14 protein-coding genes are annotated in these 19,451 nt (G+C 41.9%); all 14 read left to right on the plus strand.

Annotated elements, in window-relative coordinates; genetic code table 11:
• Positions 1 to 12 precede the first annotated feature (12 nt).
• The 14 genes from V7L05_RS06395 to V7L05_RS06460 all read left to right on the plus strand — a co-directional run bounded on the left by V7L05_RS06395 (position 13) and on the right by V7L05_RS06460 (position 18,152).
• Entirely contained in the window at positions 13 to 978 is a 966-nt protein-coding gene (locus V7L05_RS06395) for a glycosyltransferase (RefSeq protein ID WP_335162861.1), read from the plus strand.
• A 106-nt stretch (positions 979 to 1,084) separates the two neighbouring features.
• Positions 1,085 to 2,068, plus strand: a complete 984-nt coding sequence (locus tag V7L05_RS06400) for a glycosyltransferase family 2 protein (protein WP_335162863.1) — start codon at positions 1,085 to 1,087, stop codon at positions 2,066 to 2,068.
• A 30-nt stretch (positions 2,069 to 2,098) separates the two neighbouring features.
• Complete coding sequence (locus V7L05_RS06405; protein ID WP_335162865.1) at positions 2,099 to 3,652, plus strand: GMC family oxidoreductase; 1,554 nt, start codon at positions 2,099 to 2,101, stop codon at positions 3,650 to 3,652.
• Positions 3,653 to 3,735: 83 nt separating this feature from the next.
• The gene (locus V7L05_RS06410; protein ID WP_335162867.1) at positions 3,736 to 4,524 is read left to right on the plus strand and encodes a class I SAM-dependent methyltransferase; all 789 of its coding nucleotides are present in this window, start codon (positions 3,736 to 3,738) and stop codon (positions 4,522 to 4,524) included.
• A gap of 267 nt (positions 4,525 to 4,791) precedes the next feature.
• The gene (locus V7L05_RS06415; RefSeq protein WP_335162869.1) at positions 4,792 to 5,763 is read left to right on the plus strand and encodes a glycosyltransferase; all 972 of its coding nucleotides are present in this window, start codon (positions 4,792 to 4,794) and stop codon (positions 5,761 to 5,763) included.
• A 109-nt stretch (positions 5,764 to 5,872) separates the two neighbouring features.
• A complete protein-coding gene (locus V7L05_RS06420; protein ID WP_335162871.1) occupies positions 5,873 to 7,744 on the plus strand; it encodes an ABC transporter ATP-binding protein in 1,872 nt (623 codons plus the stop codon).
• A 57-nt stretch (positions 7,745 to 7,801) separates the two neighbouring features.
• Positions 7,802 to 9,100, plus strand: coding sequence for a hypothetical protein (locus tag V7L05_RS06425; protein ID WP_335162873.1), 1,299 nt, complete (start codon positions 7,802 to 7,804; stop codon positions 9,098 to 9,100).
• Between the two features lie 230 nt (positions 9,101 to 9,330).
• On the plus strand, positions 9,331 to 10,224 hold the full coding sequence (locus V7L05_RS06430; protein WP_335162875.1) for a hypothetical protein: 894 nt from the start codon (positions 9,331 to 9,333) through the stop codon (positions 10,222 to 10,224).
• Between the two features lie 76 nt (positions 10,225 to 10,300).
• Complete coding sequence (locus V7L05_RS06435; RefSeq protein WP_335162877.1) at positions 10,301 to 11,521, plus strand: glycosyltransferase family 4 protein; 1,221 nt, start codon at positions 10,301 to 10,303, stop codon at positions 11,519 to 11,521.
• 255 nt (positions 11,522 to 11,776) lie between these two features.
• Complete coding sequence (locus tag V7L05_RS06440) at positions 11,777 to 12,715, plus strand: glycosyltransferase family 10 domain-containing protein (protein WP_335162879.1); 939 nt, start codon at positions 11,777 to 11,779, stop codon at positions 12,713 to 12,715.
• Between the two features lie 122 nt (positions 12,716 to 12,837).
• Positions 12,838 to 14,067, plus strand: coding sequence for a glycosyltransferase family 4 protein (locus tag V7L05_RS06445; RefSeq protein ID WP_335162881.1), 1,230 nt, complete (start codon positions 12,838 to 12,840; stop codon positions 14,065 to 14,067).
• A gap of 559 nt (positions 14,068 to 14,626) precedes the next feature.
• Positions 14,627 to 16,426 (plus strand): GumC family protein, encoded by a 1,800-nt coding sequence (locus V7L05_RS06450; protein ID WP_335162883.1) that lies wholly within the window; start codon positions 14,627 to 14,629, stop codon positions 16,424 to 16,426.
• 318 nt (positions 16,427 to 16,744) lie between these two features.
• On the plus strand, positions 16,745 to 17,416 hold the full coding sequence (locus V7L05_RS06455; RefSeq protein WP_335163065.1) for a sugar transferase: 672 nt from the start codon (positions 16,745 to 16,747) through the stop codon (positions 17,414 to 17,416).
• Positions 17,417 to 17,756: 340 nt separating this feature from the next.
• Complete coding sequence (locus V7L05_RS06460) at positions 17,757 to 18,152, plus strand: ISAs1 family transposase (protein ID WP_442937130.1); 396 nt, start codon at positions 17,757 to 17,759, stop codon at positions 18,150 to 18,152.
• Positions 18,153 to 19,451: the final 1,299 nt, after the last annotated feature.

Genomic DNA, 19,451 nt, shown 5'->3' on the forward strand with positions numbered 1-19,451 from the left:
AATAAGTATCTTATGAATCCTGTCATTAGTATCGTGATTTGCAGTCACAATCCCCAGCCTGCCTATCTCGACCGAGTTATGGAAGCGCTCAAAGTTCAGACACTTCCTCGAACACAATGGGAGCTGCTCTTAGTTGATAACGCAAGTCTTTTGCCCTTGGCAGACTCCATCGACCTCAGTTGGCATCCCCATGCTAGACACATTCTTGAACCCCAGTTAGGGACAGTATTTGCTCGTTTCCGGGGTTTACAAGAAAGTCAAGGAGCCATTTCAATATTTGTGGATGATGACAATGTTTTAGACCCAAATTACTTGCACCATGCGCTCAAAATTTCCGAGAATCATCCATATTTAGGTGTTTGGGGCGGACAATCAACTGCCGATTTTCAAGGTGGAACACCAGAAGACTGGACTCGTCCAATGTGGCCCTTACTGGCAATCATTCAGTTTGACAAAGACGCTTGGTCAAACCTAGATTTATCCCAAACTATGCCTGTAGGGGCGGGTATGTGCATTCGTAAGCCGGTGGCGCAAAAGTACATTGATTTAGTACAGTCAGATCCGCGTCGCTTGAGTTTAGGGCAACGCGGTGAATTATTACTGCGCTGCGAAGATTTTGATATTGCTTTAGCCGCGCTAGATGTGGAGCTAGGATTAGGTCGGTTTTCACGCTTAAAACTCGTCCACATCATGCCGATCGAGCGTCTGAGTGAGGGCTATTTGCTCAAGTTGGTCAAAGGAATCGTTTATTCTAGAGCGATCATGGATTTTTTAAGAAACAGACCGCAAGATCAACTTTCTTGGCGCACAAAAGTCCGCTATTTTCTCTCGTCTTGGCTGATGAGTCCACGCGATCGCAGGTTTTTGAAAGCAACCAAACAAGCTCAACACCTGGCGGCGAAGCAAATTCAAAAAATGCAGGTCGATCCAGATGATTCCACTGTGGCTCTACCCGTTTATCAACACGTAAAAATTTAGCGATCGCTAAATTTTTAGGATTCAATCATCGATAAAATACCAGTTTTGATTTGATCTCACCTTTTCGCATTACTCCGATCGCGATCGCAAAATCGCCTTCATTAGAATGGAACCTACGCCCAAAGTTTCAGTTATCATTCCTGCTTACAATGCGATGAGTTTTCTGCCCCAGGCGTTAGATACTCTCTTCAATCAAACTTTTCAAGATTTTGAAGTTCTAATTATTGATGATGGAAGTTCAGACCATATTGCAACTTGGGCTGCTGAAATCACACATCCAAACGTTAAGCTCATATCTCAAGCTAATCAAGGACAGTCAGCAGCACGCAATAATGGAATTCGATTGAGTCAGAGCGAGTACATCGCCTTTCTAGATGCCGATGATTTATGGGAACCCACTAAACTCGAAAAACAAGTATCTGCTTTTATTAATAATCCTGAACTCGGATTAGTTGATACTTGGGTATTTGTAGTTGATGAGCAAGATAACATTCTCTCCAAACCCGAAATTTATTATGACGAAGGTAATGTTTGGCTACAAATGCTGGAATTGAATTTGGTAATGTGTGGTAGTTCTCCGATGGTTCGCCGTGAATGCTTTGAAACTGTTGGATACTTTGATCAAACCATTAAAGGGCCTGAAGACTGGCATATGTGGACGCGGATTGCGGCTGACTATCCATTTAAGATAATTTGCGAACCCTTAGTTCACTATAGACAGCATCCTCACAGTACCAGCCGCAATCTGGAGTTAATGGTTTCAAACATAATTAAAGCGATCGAAGATCTGTTTGAATCTGTGCCACTACAATTCCAGTGGAAAAAACGCCGAGCCTATGGTCGGGGATATCTTTACATTGCTTCCCTAGCTCAAAAAAGTAATAACTATCGTCAAGCGAGTTACTTTTTCTGGCGCGCGCTTTTGACCTATCCTCAGTTTTGTTTTTCCAAAGATAAACTTTATTTCATCATTAACAATCTGATTCATTGGGGGCTAGAGCATCAGAGCAATCACAAGGTCAATAGATTGATTCAACGGATTCGAGATTATCGTTCTAAAAACAGTTTGAAAAACTTAGTTAACTATTAGGACTTCACGCTTAATTGGGTTGTTATAGCTATGGGAAAGCAAAAAGTTTATGATGCTATCGTCATTGGTGCAGGAGCCAGTGGTGGTTGGGCTGCGAAACAACTTACTGAAGGCGGAATGCAGGTTTGCTTGCTCGATGCAGGTGAAACACCCCGCCAAAAAGAATGGTTGATTTTCAAGCAAGATATTTTACGTAAATTGAAGTATCGAGGCAAAGTCGATCAGCGATCGCTCTCGCTCCAACGCCAACCAATTCAATCCAAAACGTTTGCTTGGGAATGGAATTATGAAAATTTTGTAGATGATATCGAAAATCCCTACACTACCCCAGACAATCAACCGTTTATCTGGCTCCGCAGCCGACAAGTTGGTGGACGCATGATTGTTAAAGCTCATGGGCGACAACTTTATCGGCTCTCAGACTACGACTTTAAAGCAGCCAATCACGATGGATATGGAGAAAATTGGCCAATCAGTCATCAAGACCTCGCTCCTTACTATGCTCGCGTCGAACGCTGGGTGGGTGTGCGAGGAACTGTCGAAGGAATTCCCCACCTTCCTGATTCAGTCGTTCTTCCCCATAGAGTATTGAGCGATGGCGAAGAACTTTTCAAAGTTGCTGTCGAAAGTCGATGGAGCGATCGCCGAGTTATTCCTGGGCGCTTTGCACCGCCACCATCTACTGTCCCAATCGCTCAAAAAACCGGGCGACTGAAGCTGCGCTCAAACAGTATTGCCAGCCATATCATAGTCGATTCTGATACAGGTAAAGCCAAGGGAGTGGCAGTCATTGATCGTTATACTCACAAGAGTTACGAAATCTATGCCAAAGTCGTGATTCTATGTGCCTCATCGATTGAATCGACCCGTCTGCTGCTCAATTCTACAACTCGTCAGCATCCAAACGGCTTAGGCAATTCTTCAGGTGTGCTGGGTCATTATCTGATGGATCATCTCAATTCCATAGTAGTCAAAGGCATCATTCCCAACCCAGAATCCTTTGCACGCAACCAGCCGACAGGTGGGTTTTACATTCCCCAGTTTCGCAACATTTGCGATCGACATCCTAACTTTATTCGCGGTTACGGAATACAAGGTTCGGCTGCGCGCGAAGTTCCTGAAGACTCTGATCGAGTCCCCTTCACTATGACTGCTTTTGGCGAAATGCTACCCCGATTTGAAAACTATGTCACACTAGACCCTGATCACAAAGATGCTTGGGGAATTCCTGTTGCTCATATTTCTTGTGCCTTTTCAGACAACGAAGTTGCAATGGCTCAAGACCAGCTACAAACCCTCAAAGAAATGGCAGAGGCGACTGGGTTTTTAGTGGAATCAGAAAGCCGTACATTAGCTCCTCCTGGCACCGCTTTTCATGAAGTTGGAACGGCACGCATGGGAAATGACCCAAAGACCTCTGTGCTGAATCGCTTTAATCAAAGCTGGGATGTACCAAATTTATTTATCACCGATGGTTCTTGCTTTCCATCTCAAGGCTGTCAGAATCCAACGTTAACGATTATGGCTTTGACAGTTCGTGCCTGCGATTACATTTTAGACCAATCCCATAAAGGGAATCTGTAAGTTCAAACTACGTTCTGAAGGTAGACGTGGTTTAGTCAAATTCTCAGAGTCCAGACTTGTACTTTACTTAAGAGATATCAGTTATGCTTTCTTTGCTTAACACAAATCAGCATTCCTTACCTTCTTCGTTATCTTTCCAATTCAAAAAGTCTCAAGAGTTTGAGCAATTTGTGGCAGAGATTCTCCATCATTCAAAAAACAGACTATTCCGAGAGCCTTCTCCCAATCCCTATGCATTATTACCGGAAGCATTAGCTTTCTTAGATGAACTCTTAGAAAAGACTTTACCTTCCTGTATCGTGGAATTTGGGAGTGGTGAGTCTACTATATTGTTCTGCACATGGGCATCGATTCACCAAAAATCTGTTACCACCGTCGAAAATGAAAGAAATTGGCTAAACCAAATAAAACTTAAAATCAGTCCTAAAATAGCTTCTATATGGGATGTCATACATGCTCCTCTTCGGTTGCAACTGTCAAACCTAAGATTATTTTTTACGTATAGTCTTGCAAACGATTACATCACAAAAATTAAGCAAGCAGATATCATCTTTATTGATGGTCCGCATATTCCTGGGCGTGAAATAGTTCTATTCACAGCTCTAAATAACTGTAAACCAGGAGCAATTATTATTATGGATGACTTCGATATTGCTCCAATTAGAAAAATGTTAGCTATAGTTCCTGCAAATTTGGCTATTTACTTTGCAGGAGTTCCTGTTGAAACATGTGGTCGCGGCTTTTATATATTGCGATGCTCTGAAAGTGTACCGCAACATATAATGCCTTCCTCAATTAGTTTTCTTGAGATCGCTCTTTCTTACTGGCGTACTATCCGAGATTATCTAAGATTTGGAACAGGCGACTCATGATTAATCATTCGTGACAGTTTAAAATAGAATTATTTTGTCAATAGTAGTTACACATAAAATTAGCAAAAAAGCTGGATATCGGATTAAATTTTGTACGTACTTTTTGGGGCAAGAATAAGTGATGCTTTTTAAGATGACGCAATCGCTATCCAAAAAATTGTGTTTCTTACCTCGATTTCCGCAAAATGTCACTGATCAATTCTGAAGTTCTCTTATAAAGACAGGAAATTGCTAGCTCCCTTATCCTAGTTTGCAACCATTTTTCGTATGAAATCTCAAACCTACAATCTACTTGCAGTATCGCCTAGCGAAAAAGTTCCCTGTATTTCGGTTGCGATTTGCACTTATAACCGCGCCGATCGGCTGCAACTCGCCCTAGAAGCCTTATGCCATCAGACCTTAGAAGCATCCCGATTTGAGATTTTGGTAATAGATAATGCCTCAACGGATAGCACCCACAGCGTGTGTCAAGCCTTTGAGACGGCTCTGCCCCAGTTACGCTATGTCTTTGAGCCGGTTCAAGGGTTATCAAAAGCGCGGAACACTGCACTACAGGAAGTGAAGAGTTCATACATTGCTTTTCTTGATGATGATGCCATTCCTTGTCCTAGTTGGCTGGCTTCGTTACTACACACATTCCAAACTGTGCGGCCTGAGCCTGTTTGTGTGGGTGGATTGATCCGCCCGCTTTGGGAGCTACCTAAACCGGATTGGGTTCATCCCACGATGGAGAGTCTGTTTACGATCCTTGATGGCGGCGATCAGCCTCGCTGGTTCCGTCCCAATGAGTTTCCTTGGGGCGCAAACGTAGCTTACCAGCGTGATGCGCTCTTGAAAATCGGCGGCTTTCACGAGAAGCTAGGGCGCAGAGGGAATAGTCTACTTTCCGGCGAAGAATATTTACTCAATGCTACTCTCCAAAGTCAGGGAGGGGGTTTTTATTACCATCCTGAAGCTGCGATCGAGCATTGGATTCCTAAAGAACGCATTGATCCCGAATGGTTAGTGCGGCGCAACTTTTGGCAAGGGCGTTCAGTTGCATTGATTGAACATATGTTGGGTAAATCGAGAATTCGACAGCAAATCAGTAGTTTGTGGAGACTCCTGCTAGCGTTGCTTGATTCTTGGAAACTTATCAACCCGTTTGAGTCAGCTTTGCAAATCCGTATTCCGTTGCAGATGGAGTTATCCCTGCGTTGGGGATATTTTGTAGAAACTTGGTTGCCTCCTTCTATTTGAGCGATCGCTGATTAAATTGTTTAGCGTTCATTGTCAGGGATGATTTTGACTGCTTACTGACTAAGCAACTATTGTCAGTTTAACCATTCATACAGTTTAAGAATTTATTGTGAAAATTAGAAGCCTTCGATTGGGTCGCCGCCAAAACCGCAAAAAACTCGACTGGAATTTCCCATTGAATTCCCACTGGCAAAGTATGGAACGCCTGGTGCGTATGGGCATGAAAGTTCCTCGCCAACGTCTTTATCTGGGAATGATCGCAATGATCTTAGCGGCGCTGCTAGACGGCGTAGGCATCGGTCTGACCATTCCCTTTTTGCGGCTGCTGCTCAATGAGGGAAATGGCATTCACCTGCCTGCGGGGATTTTGCCAGGTGTTGATCTCTGGGTAAGTCAACAGCCTAAAGCAACGCTGATCGGACTTTTGGTGTTGACGATGCTAGTATCGCTTGCCCTAAAAAGCTACTTTAGCTACATGGCTGAGGTTTTAACTAGCTTTTATCGCGAGAAACTCATCGCTTTATTTAGAACGCGCCTTTACGAGAAATATATCAACGCGCCGATCGCATTCTTTGATAACCAAAAGTTAGGCACGTTGTCAAGCACCCTAGGAGAAGTGATTAGCATTAACATTATGCTGTCATTTCTGATTTCATTGATCACTGCTGGTTTTATTTTAATGGCCTATCTCGGAACCATGCTCTTGGTTTCGTGGCAACTAACGCTGCTGATTGTCCTGCTAATTGGCAGTGTGGGCTTAGGGTTAAACCAACTCTTGCGTCGAATTAGAAAGTTTGGCAAAGCTGTAGTCGATGCTCGATACGATCTCAACATTCGCATTCTCGATACCTTGGCGGGCATCCGCGTTGTAAAATCTTATGCAGCAGAACGCTACGAGTTAGATCGCTTTGAACGCATCTCCAATGAAGTCACAGACACTAGCATACTAGTTGCTAAAAAAGTTGGACTAGTCGAGCCGTTGACTGAATTTTCCACTATGGCAGTAGCTATGGTGATTTTAATGGTCAGCTATGTGCTACTGATTTCACGCGGGTTGCTGTCAACCTCAGAACTAATGGCATTTATGCTGACGCTGATCAAAGTTGTGCCAGTTACAAAACGGATTAATACCGCGCGTGGCGCAATTCATCAATATCTGCCTTCGGTGAGTGTTGTGTGTGACGCACTGTTTTCTACGCAATCTGAGCCACCTCAGTCTGGCTCACGCAATTTTTCTCATTTACGTGAGGGAGTTCACTTTCGCAAAGTCAGCTTTGGTTACAACGATCGCACAACAATTCTCAAAGATATTGATTTAAACATTCCCTGCGGTCAGACTATCGCGTTGGTTGGCTCGTCTGGAGCCGGTAAGTCAACGGTGGCAGCACTTTTACCACGTTTTTATGACGTGACAAGAGGTACGATTTATATTGATGGCGAAGATATTCGGAATTATGATGTCGCGTCGTTACGGCGTCAATTCGGAATCGTCAGCCAAGACACATACATTTTCAATGCTTCGATTCGCGATAACATTGCCTATGGTCTCGAAACGGTAAGCGATGATGCGATCCTCAAGGCTGCTTCTTTAGCCAATGCGGATGAATTCATTCAGCAATTACCGCGTGGTTATGATACGCTAATAGGCGATCGCGGTGTGCAGCTTTCGGGTGGTCAGCGTCAACGTCTCTCAATCGCACGCGCAATTCTGCGAGACCCAGAAATTCTCATTCTTGATGAAGCAACCAGCGCACTAGATTCTCATTCTGAACGGCTTGTGCAAGAAGCCATTGAGCGCTTACGCCAAAATCGAACCGTCATTGTCATTGCCCACCGCTTGTCTACAATCCGCAATGCAGATTGGATCATCGTCATGCATAACGGTGAAATCGTTGAGGCAGGGACTCACGATCAACTGCTCAACAATCGCGGCATTTACTGGTCTTATCACAACGTGCAATCTATAACTCTTTCTTCATGAAGGAATACGATTAGCGACCTGTTATGACTTAGCTTGGAGCAAATTATGCACTCACTTATGAATAAAAGAATACAATCTACGATTTCCTACATTGCGTTGTTTGCTTTAGTCATTCTAATGAGCAGTTGTTTCACTCACAACTCGCCCTCGCTCACGGCTAATGCAGCAGATGTCTCCAACCTTGCCTTTAGTAACGAACTCAGTCAGTATCAGCCGCATCTCACAGCCCGCTCACGTACAGTTGAGCAAATCTATGACCAAACTGCAACACCAGGGATTGCCCTAGAATCGGGTTACGCCGAGAAGCGCAAAGAAATCATTCGTATGTATCAATCAGTCGGGATTGATATTTCGTTGGATAAAAACGAACTTCGTAAACTTAAGCCTCAGAACTGGTCTAAGCAAACACCCCAACCTTTAGATGGAAGTTATCCTCAGCCTTACTCAATTGATGCTCCTTTTTATCAAAAAATTCCGACTAATTTTCCCCGTGTGCTACTTCCGACTGGTTATGTTCAAAGTGGTCACATCTCAACTTTAGGACTATCTGGTGATGGCTCTGATGAATTTGGCATCGGAGTTGTCATTGGCAGTGCTAGCGATCCAATCCGCACGATTCATTTGGAGCAAGCAAATCAATATGCGAAAATTGGCACTTGTCCCCAGCTCAATCCTTGGACTGGATTAAACGTCAAATGGCATATTCCTGACAGCGCTAATACCAAACTCGGCAGTACTGCCAATGGAGTACCTCGCAATCAATCGGATCGGACAGTGGTTTGGCTTGATCGCGCCACAAACAAAACTATAGCTACTTGGGGAACCATCGAAAACTGTCAACCGTTGCTTGGTGACTGGTCGGCAATGCATATTCAACAGCCCGATCAACTGCCAAGTCTAGGAGATGCAGGCGGAATTAACGCTGCAAATAAATCAGATATCGTAACGCTGATTCGTCCTGGAGAAGCGATTAATCCTCAACAACCAATTCCTCACGCCCTATCGGGTCCGGTTCGCAATGCCTGGAAAGCGATTGTCTATCCAGCTAGTAACTATGACCAATCTATCGACCAAAACAATCGGGGCTTGCTTGGATATGGGTTCTTGGTGCAGCTAGATCCCAATCTCAATTTAGCCAGTTTAAATCTTTCACTCCCCGCCCGGCGCATTTTAGAAGCGATTCAAACCTACGGTTGGTACATGGATGATACTGGCGTTAGGGACTTTGACATCAAAGGTAACTTCAGTGCAGCAGAGTTCGCTCCCTACGGAGGGGTGAATGCGGTTGATGCTCAAGTGTTATCTGTTCTCAAAAATCAGAAACTCTATGTAGTTCCTCCTCTTGTTAAAAGGTAGGCAGGACTTTGCTCAATTATTTTACATTGCTAAACATACTTGGGAGCATCTCAGTTTTGCAAATATACCAGATGAGAAACAAGATTCTTACTCCCTCTCCTTACCAAGGAGAGGGTTGGGGTGAGGTTTAACAAGGCTTTTTACGAAAGTAAGATGCTCCCAACATACTTTGATTTATTCTTGTCTACCAACTTAGGCTTAATTTTTTCATGCAGTTAACCCGGAAAAAAATGGAAAAAAAAATTGTTTTTGCTGGAACAGTTCGTAACTGTGAAAAAGGTTTACATAAAACATTTAAAACATTAGAAAAAATTTCTGTATTATTCGATGAATCCCAGTTTATTTTTATTGAAAGTGATTCTAATGATAAAACTCTAGATATATTAGAACATTATCAAAGAAAAATTCCAAATGTCATGATAGTTTCTCTAGGCTCTTTGTTGCCTAATTTACCATTAAGAACACATAGAATTGCCTACTGTAGAAATAAGTTTTTGGAAATAATCGAGAGTTGCCATAAATTAAGAGCTTTTGATTACCTGGGCGTTTTTGATATGGACGGTATTAATAACCTTCTTAGCCCTGAAAGTGTTTTCAGTTGCTTTGAATATGATAATTGGGATGTTATGACTGCAAACCAGCTCATAAAGTATTATGATATTTGGGCTTTGAGACATCCACAATGGTGCCCAGGAGATTGCTGGAGTGAAATTAACACTTGCAAAGATATCTTTGAACATATTCCTTCTGAAAAATTATTTATTAAAAACCGACAAATATTTATATCTAAAAAGACACCGCCTATCGAAGTAGAATCTGCATTTGGTGGATTTGCACTTTATAAGATGAATTCAATTTTAGGTTGTAGATATAGTGGTGTAAATGACAATCATGAAGTTTGCGAACACATTGAATTTCATAGACAAATTAGAGCAAATGGAGGAAGAATTTATATCAATCCCAAACTAATTAATTCTTATGGGAACACACCATATGATTCCTGGACAGATTTAATTCGCTTGAGAACTTTAACCTATTTAATAAAGTCTGAGTTCATTAATTTTTTAAAGAAAGCAGGAGGTAAAAAACAGGGATTAAAAATATCAAGAATAGTAGTTAATTGATATATGGCTAAATATCATTGTTTAACCATAAACAAAGCTAGCTTTTTCGCATATTAAAATAATTCATCGAAAACTCATGCGTAGACCTGTTTTAACTATTTTTTACCAATTCGATCCGTGGAGCAAGAGTTTAGGCGGTATTCAGACTGTGATTCGCTCTTTGTTCAAGTATGCACCTGACACTTTTGAGTTGCGCCTAGTCGGAACCCAGGTAGAGAAGCGGGTTGAACCAGGAATCTGGCAGGAAATGAATTTGGCGGGTCGAAAAATTCATTTTCTACCTCTATTTACACAGCCAAAAGAGAATGGCAAAAGTTTGATTCCAGACTCGGTTCGCTACACTGCTGCATTATTTCGTCGTTCCCTCGCGTCGGATTTTATGCACTTTCATCGGCTAGAACCGACGTTAGCAACGCGGCACTGGGTAGGAGACAAAACCCTGTTTATTCACACCGACATTCAACAACAGATCCAACCCTCTGCCCAGAAAGGCAGTATCCTTTGGCAGTATTTTCCATCTGCTTATTTTGCGATTGAACGTCAAGTTGTGCCTCAGTTTACCGAAATTTTTTCTTGCAATACTGCTTCGGCAGCCTTTTACAAAGAGCGCTATCCGATGTATGCCGATCGCGTGCAATATCTGCGAAATACGGTTGATGATGATGTGTTCTTTGCATTGTCTGCGACCGAGCGTGTACAAGCTCAACGAGCGCTTGCGCGATCGCTTGGTCTTAAAGAGCAGACTCGATTCATTCTGTTTGCGGGTAGACTGCACGCCCAGAAAGATCCTTTGTTACTAATCCAAGCAATAGCAATACTTGCCGATGCCAACGCTCACTTACTGATTGCTGGAGAAGGCGATCTGGAAAACCCGATTCGCGCCGAAATTGCCCGCCTCAACTTGAGCGATCGCATCACGATGCTAGGAGCACTACCACACAGCGAATTAGCAAAACTACAACGTGTTGCCAGTGTCTTTGTACTGTCAAGCGTCTATGAAGGTTTACCAGTCGTAGTATTAGAAGCGCTCTCCAGTGGTACACCCATCGTCACAACTCATTGCGGTGAAACGCCCAACTTGCTCACGCCTCAATCTGGCGTAGTTTGCAAAGAGCGAACATCTGAAGCGCTGGCTGCTGCTATCGAGCAAGTGCTTGCCTGCCCGCAAAATTTTCCAGTAGAAGCCTGTACTGATGCGGCTAAACCTTTTCACGCCAGCGCAATCGTCAAAGACGTTTGTGCCAGAATGATGCAGCGTTGGCAGGCACGCCAAGTACACGAACGATTGTCTGCCTAAAACTGCTGATTTAACTCAGGCTTGAGTAGCATTGCCTGGCGTTGCTAAATCATCGGATGATTTCGCCAAGTTTGTCACGAATTTTCAATGGTTTCAACCGCAAATTCATCCCGCATTTATGCAAAGCCGCATTGCCTCTATTCAATAGATTTTCTTTTTACTATTCTCTAAGAGTCTTTCATCGCCATGCAAGTTCAGCTCACAGCCAAGCTAGAAAAGTTAGCTCATGCTATTCAAAAGCGTAAGGTTTTAGGATTGTCTGCCAGCGACAAGCAAAAACGAGGAATTGAAGTCACAGTTCGCTTGATTTCTAACTTTCCAACACTTTGGGAAAGAATCACCGATCAAACTCCCAAAGGATCTTGTCAGTGGGGAAACACATTGTTTTTGGCAGAAGGAGAGGCAGATCTATACGTAATCTTAAATACGAGTACGCACGATTATGCCGGAAACCCTTTACCTGCGATCGACTTACCTACGCCAGATAAAGTGTGGGGCTTACACATGGAACCACCGGACTATGTCAAACTGTTTCGCTTGGATCAACCGAATGAACATCACAAAATTTCCCGTTTTTATACCAACTGCCCAGATCTATACGAACGATACCCAAATAAATATGTGCCTTCCCCACCCTACGTTTTGATGCATGTTGATCGTAGTTGGGACTTTCTTGCGAAAGCTTCCTTACCTCAAAAGACGGAAACGCTGTGTATGATTTCTTCGGGTCTCAAAACTCTAGAAGGGCATAAAGCGCGGTTGGACTTTATTGAGCGCTTAGTTTCTAGCAATTTAGAGTTTTCCCTTTGGGGAAGAAGCAATCAATTCAATAAATATTCAAATTATCGGGGAATTGCACCAACAAAATGGGAAGTCCTTTCTCCTTGTAAATACTCGATTGTTGTCGAAAACAGTATTGTTCCTTTTTACTGGACTGAAAAAATTGCAGACTGTCTGCTTTCTTTCTCTCTACCGCTATATTATGGCAGCCCAAATGTAAACAAGTATTTACCCGAAGAGTGCTATATTCCAATTGATATTCACGATCCAAACTGCTCGGAAAAAATTAAAGAGATTATTGAATCTGGTGAATATGAAAAACGCCTTCCTGCTATCTTAGAAGCTCGCAATAAGATTCTTTATGAGCAAAATTTATTTGCTTTTTTAGATCGAGAAATAAAAGCATATTTCTAAGATATATAGAATCAATAATTTATCCCATAATACTTTTTTGAGTCCAATTTATTTTTTGAATTGGTCTAATTGAAGTGCGGATTAGTATTATTTTCCAAAAGTTTCATTTACCTGAATAGAACATGAAGATTGCAGTTATCGGTGCAAAAGGGTTGCCCCCAGAAGAAGGCGGTATCGAACATCATTGTGCAGAAATTTATCCACGCATGGTTGCTCAGGGTCACTCGGTAGACCTCTTTGCTCGCTCTTTTTACACAAGAATGCCTGCATTTAGACAATATGATTTCAAAGGAGTTCGAGTGATTTCTCTACCGTGTCCCAAAGTGGGCGGTTCAGATGTAATCATTAGCTCAGCATTAGGCGCTATGCTAACAGCTGGAGATTATGACATTGTTCACTTTCATGCTTTAGGACCATCGTTATTCAGTTGGTTAACGCGCATGATCTCACCAGCTAAGGTTGTGGTCACTTGCCACGGTTTAGACTGGCAACGTGCAAAATGGGGAAAACTGGCGCGGTTGTCTATCTTGCTGGGTGAAAAAATTGCTGTTTCCAGTGCCCATGAAATGGTTGTAGTGTCTGGTGCATTGCAATCATACTTTATTAACAACTACAGTCGAGACTCTGCCTATATTCCTAACGCCCCAGCCAGCTATCCTGCTTCTGATACTAAATTTACTTGGACTTCCTCGTTGGGTTTGGAGCGAGGACGGTACATGGTGTTCTTAGGGCGGCTGGTTCCTGAAAAGTGTCCTGATCTGTTGATAAAAGCATTTCAATCACTTCAAAAATCAGGTTGGAAACTGGTTTTAGTCGGAGGAGATGATTCTCCCACCTTTAAAGCAAAGTTACTCAGTTTAGCTAACAACAATCCAAATATTCTTTTTACTGGTCAACTCTTGGGTGCTCGCCTGGCGGAAATTGTCAGAGGATCGGGGTTGTTTGTGCTACCTTCAGATATTGAAGGATTACCGATGGCAATGCTAGAAGCTATGGCAGAGGGTGTTCCAATTCTTGCCAGCGATATTTTGCCTCATAGGCAACTTCTCGGACAAAATCGAGGCGTACTTTTCCGGAAAGGAGATGTTAATTCATGTATTGAGAAGCTAGATTGGGCAATCCATAACACTCAAGAAATTCAAAAATTCGCTGAACAAGCAAAAATTTATGTAAGCGCGAACTATAACTGGGAGCAAATTACAAACAAGTTTATTGATCTGTACAATAGAATCTCAACAAAACCACTTACTGTTCCTACTTCGACACTAACCTCACTATATGCAGATCAGGTCAAATCTGCTACACTAAGGGAGTCAGCACTCGGTACTAAGTATTTGGAAGCAGACAGCTAATCTAAATTAGTGAAGATATCCACATTCGGTTAAGTCAACACAGCATCAAAAATAGACACTCTTCTACAATTTATAGCCTTGACTATTTTTCTCAAAAGCTATGAATATTGGAGAATAAAAGCTGGAAGCGACAACAATGGAATCCTCAATCCAGCCTATTAATAGCTTCGATAGCACAAAAAATATTTCTCATAACAGGAAAGATTTCATGAAAAGTATGCCAGCGTTAGCGTTCTCACTAAAACGCAATTTTTGGGGTGCGCTTGCTTCCTTTGCCTCGGTGCTCGTCGTATCATATTTGTACTTAAAAACGACCCCACCAGTTTACGAAGGTTCAGCTCGGTTGACTCTTGATGATCGAAGAGTTAGCGTTTCTGATCTGGGCCAAGCGTTAGCGGCAAATACAACCTCAGGAAATGCAAACCCGATTGCAACTCAAGCGGAATTAGTTTCCTCGGAGCGCGTTTTAAAACGAGCATTGGAGATCCTATCTCATAAAAAATTATCTCATAAAATCACCTCAATTGATAAAATTGGTTCTAGACTCAGAGTCAAAATTGTGCCGGCTACCAATATTCTGGAATTGCGATACAAGGATTCAGATCCAGAGTTAGTTGCAGCTATGCTAAACGCGATATCTAACGCAATGGTGCAAGAAAATGGAGAGTCCATTCGTCAACAAGCTTCATCAGTTCGGAAGTTTATTGAGGGGCGAATCCCGGAGCAGCAAGAAAAGCTAGCGCGTGCGGAAACGGCTGAAAGTCGGTTCAAACAAGCTAACAGCATTGTTTCTCTGGAAACTCAAGATACCAGTTTGACTAACAGCTTAACCGCTTTGGAAGATCAAGAACGCACATTGATGGCACAACTTCAAGAAGCACAACGAAAAAGTGAACAACTTCAAAAAGTTATTGGCAGCAAAAATATTCAAAGTGCTTATACAGCATCACGTGCTGGTCAAGATGACGAACTTAAAGGTTTGCGAGCTAGGCTTATTGAACTAGACTCGCAAATTATTGAGGCTCGGGGTCGTTTCTCCGATCAACATCCATCAGTGATTAACTTGCTTCAAAAGCGAGATGAGACACGCGCTCTATATAATCAAAGTCTGAGGCGGATTGTTCCTGTTGAATCATCGATTCCTGCAAACGAAGTTGCATCTGATGACTTGAGCCGTAGCTTGATATCTACGTACATTACGGGTCAAATTGAGTACAACGCATTAATAGATAAGCTAAAAGTTATCAGAAGCCAAAAAGCTGCTTTGCAATCGCGCGTGACTGAGTTACCTACTAAACAACGAATTCTCTCTGCTTTAGTCCGTAGGCACGAACAGGAAGCCACAACTCTTAAGTTACTACAAAATAAGTTAGAAGAAGCACGGATCGCGGAAGCGCAACTCGTCAGTAATGTTCATATTGTCGGGCTGGCTTCCGTTCCGACTTTGCCTGCAAACCCGAAGCCAATGGTTATTTTGCTGTTAGGAACAACAGCAGGTTTAGTGTTAGCGATCGGTGTAATTCTTTTGGGTGAAATGCTAAATACAAAGATTGGCAGCGCAGAGGAAGTAGAAGATCAGATTAAGCTACCAGTGTTGGGAAATCTTACCGAGCGATTACGAATACAACCGGGTCAGTTAAACCGCTTTTTGAACAATCCAAAAGCAGTTGAACCTTATCGTCGGTTGCTCAAAAAGTTACAACTCAATAACAAAAACCAGCTGAAGTCTATTCTCATCAGTAGTAGTATCAGTGGCGAGGGAAAATCGAGTGTCTGTGTCTATTTAGCAAGTGTAGCAACAATGTTGTCTAAAAGAACACTGCTGATTGATGCTGATTTGACTAATCCATTACAGCACTACTTTTTTAACTTGTCGGCTCAGCCTGGTTTGACTGATGCTGTATGTGAAGAAGCATCGCTGCTGTCTGTGGTACAACACACTGAGATCGAAGGTCTTGATGTATTGACATATGGCGGATTCCCCAATCGTCATGCCCAAGTTATAGAAGCGACGGCGATGAAAAAATTGATTGCAACTGCAATGACCCTTTATGATTTGGTAATTATTTGCACTTCTCCTTTGCTTGAATACACTGATGCGATGACCTTAAGTGGTGAGACGGATGGAGTTGTGTTAGTTGTGCGCCCTGACTTTACGCCGAAAGCGATCGCACAGCAAATGATTGATGATTTACAACGCAGTGGTGCTTCGATTTTAGGAACAGTAGTGAATGTGAATCCTGACCCCATAAACCTCTTGCGTGCATCAAACAAAGAGGGTAAGCTCATGATGGAAGAAACGCCAAAACATGAGATTAAAGCAAACAAAGGCGATCGCTTCCAACATACTGAAGGATAAAGGTTTTTCTAAACATATACAATATAGTATAAATACTATATTGTATAGACAATAAAATCTGGACAAATCAGTGATTTGATTATTAATCGGAAGAATCTTCAATCATTCATACTTGATAAATCGTAATTCGTAATTAAAGCCAGTTACTAATACCTCTGCCAATTTACAGGCTGAAGCAAAAACCACGTACAGACGAGGGTAATTAAACCCAAAAATTAAGCAAATGTAAGAATTTTAAATTGTTAACATTCTTACGCAGATTTATTTCTCTAATTAAATCTATTAGCAACATAGACTCACTTTAGTTTGTCAAGAATGATGTACCCCAAACAATTACGCAGCATTATTCAAAGTGCTACAACTAGAGAATTACAATTTACTCCACATATCTCAGTAAAGTGTAAATTTAAGCGTTGTTTAGACATTATAGGTAGCTTACTAGGATTACTAGTTCTAGCCATTGTATTTGTACCTGTAGCGATCGCGATTAAAATTGATAGTCCCGGCCCTATTTTCTTCACTCAAGAACGCTATGGACTTCAAGGTTGCTCGTTTGTGATTCGCAAATTCCGTTCGATGGTGAGCAATGCAGAGCAATTAAAGTCTTTAGTTAACAATGAAGCTAACGGATTGATATTCAAAAACAAAAATGATTTCCGAGTAACCAAGGTGGGTCAGTTTTTGAGGCGTTCTAGTCTTGATGAACTACCTCAGTTTTGGAATGTTCTAGTAGGTGAAATGAGTTTGGTAGGAACACGTCCGCCCACACCTGATGAAGTTATCCATTATACTAAACGCCACTGGCAACGTTTAAATGTCAAGCCTGGTTTAACTGGCGAATGGCAAATAAATGGTCGGTCTCAAGTCACAGATTTTGAACAAATAGTTGACTTAGACTTGCAATACCAAAGAAATTGGCACCGCTTATATGACTTATGGTTAATTAGCAAAACTTTTTACGTAATTTTTCACCGAATTGGCGCTTTCTAGAGTCACAACTAACAATTATGAGTTTGTAATTACTAATTCATATGGGCGTGGCTCTTTTAAAAGTAGGACTTACGCAAAAACCCTCTCAAACTCTCATTCCTCCGTGACCTCTGCGTCCTCTGTGGTTCGTTTTCCGTTCCCTTTGCGTAAGTCCTAAAAAGGACAAAGCTTTGGTTAGACAACTATTGGTAGTGAGGGTGGAGTTATAGAACAACCAGGGTTAGCGCGTCTCAAACCCTATTGACAAGCGGACTTGCCTGATCGGCAATCAGGTTGGAAACAAAGTGGCACTATCCGAGCTAGGGTAAGATTTAATCCATCTAGGTGCAAGATAAAAGTAATGCCAATAGGATTTGAGAACAGGAATTGCAAAACCAACGCATCTTTAGTACCCAGCATAGATAGCTTTGACATTACCAGTAAATTTCAGGAATACTTCACAGAAATAAAAGACCCCAGAGTAGAAAGGACGAGATGGCATTTGCTCACTGATATCATCACTATAGCTATTTTGGCAGTAATAGCAGCTGCACAAGGTTGGGAAGAGATTGAGGAATATGGAGTAAATAAACAAGAGTGTTTGGAGACATTTTTAGAATTGCCAGAAGGAATACCCAGCCCAGATACGTTTAGAAGAGTATTCGAGAGAATAAACCAGAAAGAATTTGAGCAATGTTTTCGTTCGTGGGTGCAATCACTAGTTGAGAAATTAATTGGGCGTAGAAGTAGTTGCTAACCAGGGCAAAACTCATCGAGGCTCGTATGACCGAGAATCTCAGCTAAAAGCCTTGCATATGGTGAGTGCATAGGCTAGTCAACATCGATTGGTTTTAAGACAAACGAAGGTCAGTTGTAAATCAAATGAAATCACAGCAATTCCAGCACTGTTAGAAACTCTGGATTTATCCGGCTGCATTATCACTATTGATGCTTTTGCGTTCACAAAAATCAATTGCCGAGGGTTTAAGACGCGCTAACTCTGTGCCTTGTATGAAGGCTTTAGTGAAAATGCATACAAGCATCCAAGGGTAACAGCTATGCTAAAAATTCCGACTAGAGGTAGCCAACGCCGTTAACTCATCCCCCGGCTTGAAGCCGGGGGGAAATCGAAGTCATTAGTCATTGGTCATTGGTCATTAGTACCAATGACCAATGACTTTTGACTAATGACTAAATCGGCGGGCGGCTATCCCTCCCACCCCACAAGAGGGGTGGGAGGGATAGCCGATTTTTGTTGAATAACCAATACCTTCGCCAATTTACGAGGGAGGCTGAGTTGATGGCGCTTTCACTAAGTAGTCGGACAAAATTAATTACACAAAAATTTGGTCTTAAATCCTTGGCTGGCAAAGGATTGGCAAATAACTAATATGTAATTAATTCTGTCCAGGTACTTATTAACTCGCTGTTCTCGCTCGGTTTGGCAAAAACAATAAGTCCTAAAAATTCCTTTCAGGTTGACCACAAGGTTTTTTTTAACGTATTGCCCGCAGTATAAAGGTTCTGGCAGTCTAAGCCACCTTGTACGCTAAATGCTTATGTATGGGGAATTTTGCCAGTTTTTGCCAAAATTGTTGTAGGCTCTTATTTTGGCAAAGGTATTGATAACTTCAAAGTATTTCTGAATATTTAGTTCTTTAAAGTTGGGTAAAGATTCCATCGTCATAATATATACAAGTTTTATAAAGAAAGATGATTTACTTACAGCAGATTTTTCTCAGTATTTTCTCGGCAGTAGCGCTGTAGTCTACTTTTGGATCGTAATATTTGCGTTAATTGTCAGCAGCTAATGCCTTTTTGTTGAGGTTGTTCAATATCTGAAGCAAACTAATAGTTTTATCAGTCGCAATCTCAACTGATATTGCTTGATATTATCCTGATAGGAAAAACAGGATTACTTACAAATTTCTCCCTTATTTAGAGGCTTTCCATTTTTTTTGGTTAACTTACTTTGCTCTTATTACTGATGCAACTACTGATTATTAATCTAATACTGAACATCATATTATGTAAAAAGACTTAATTGAATAGCTTT

It is taken from the genome of Nostoc sp., assembly GCF_036917755.1.
Lineage (GTDB): Bacteria > Cyanobacteriota > Cyanobacteriia > Cyanobacteriales > Nostocaceae > Nostoc.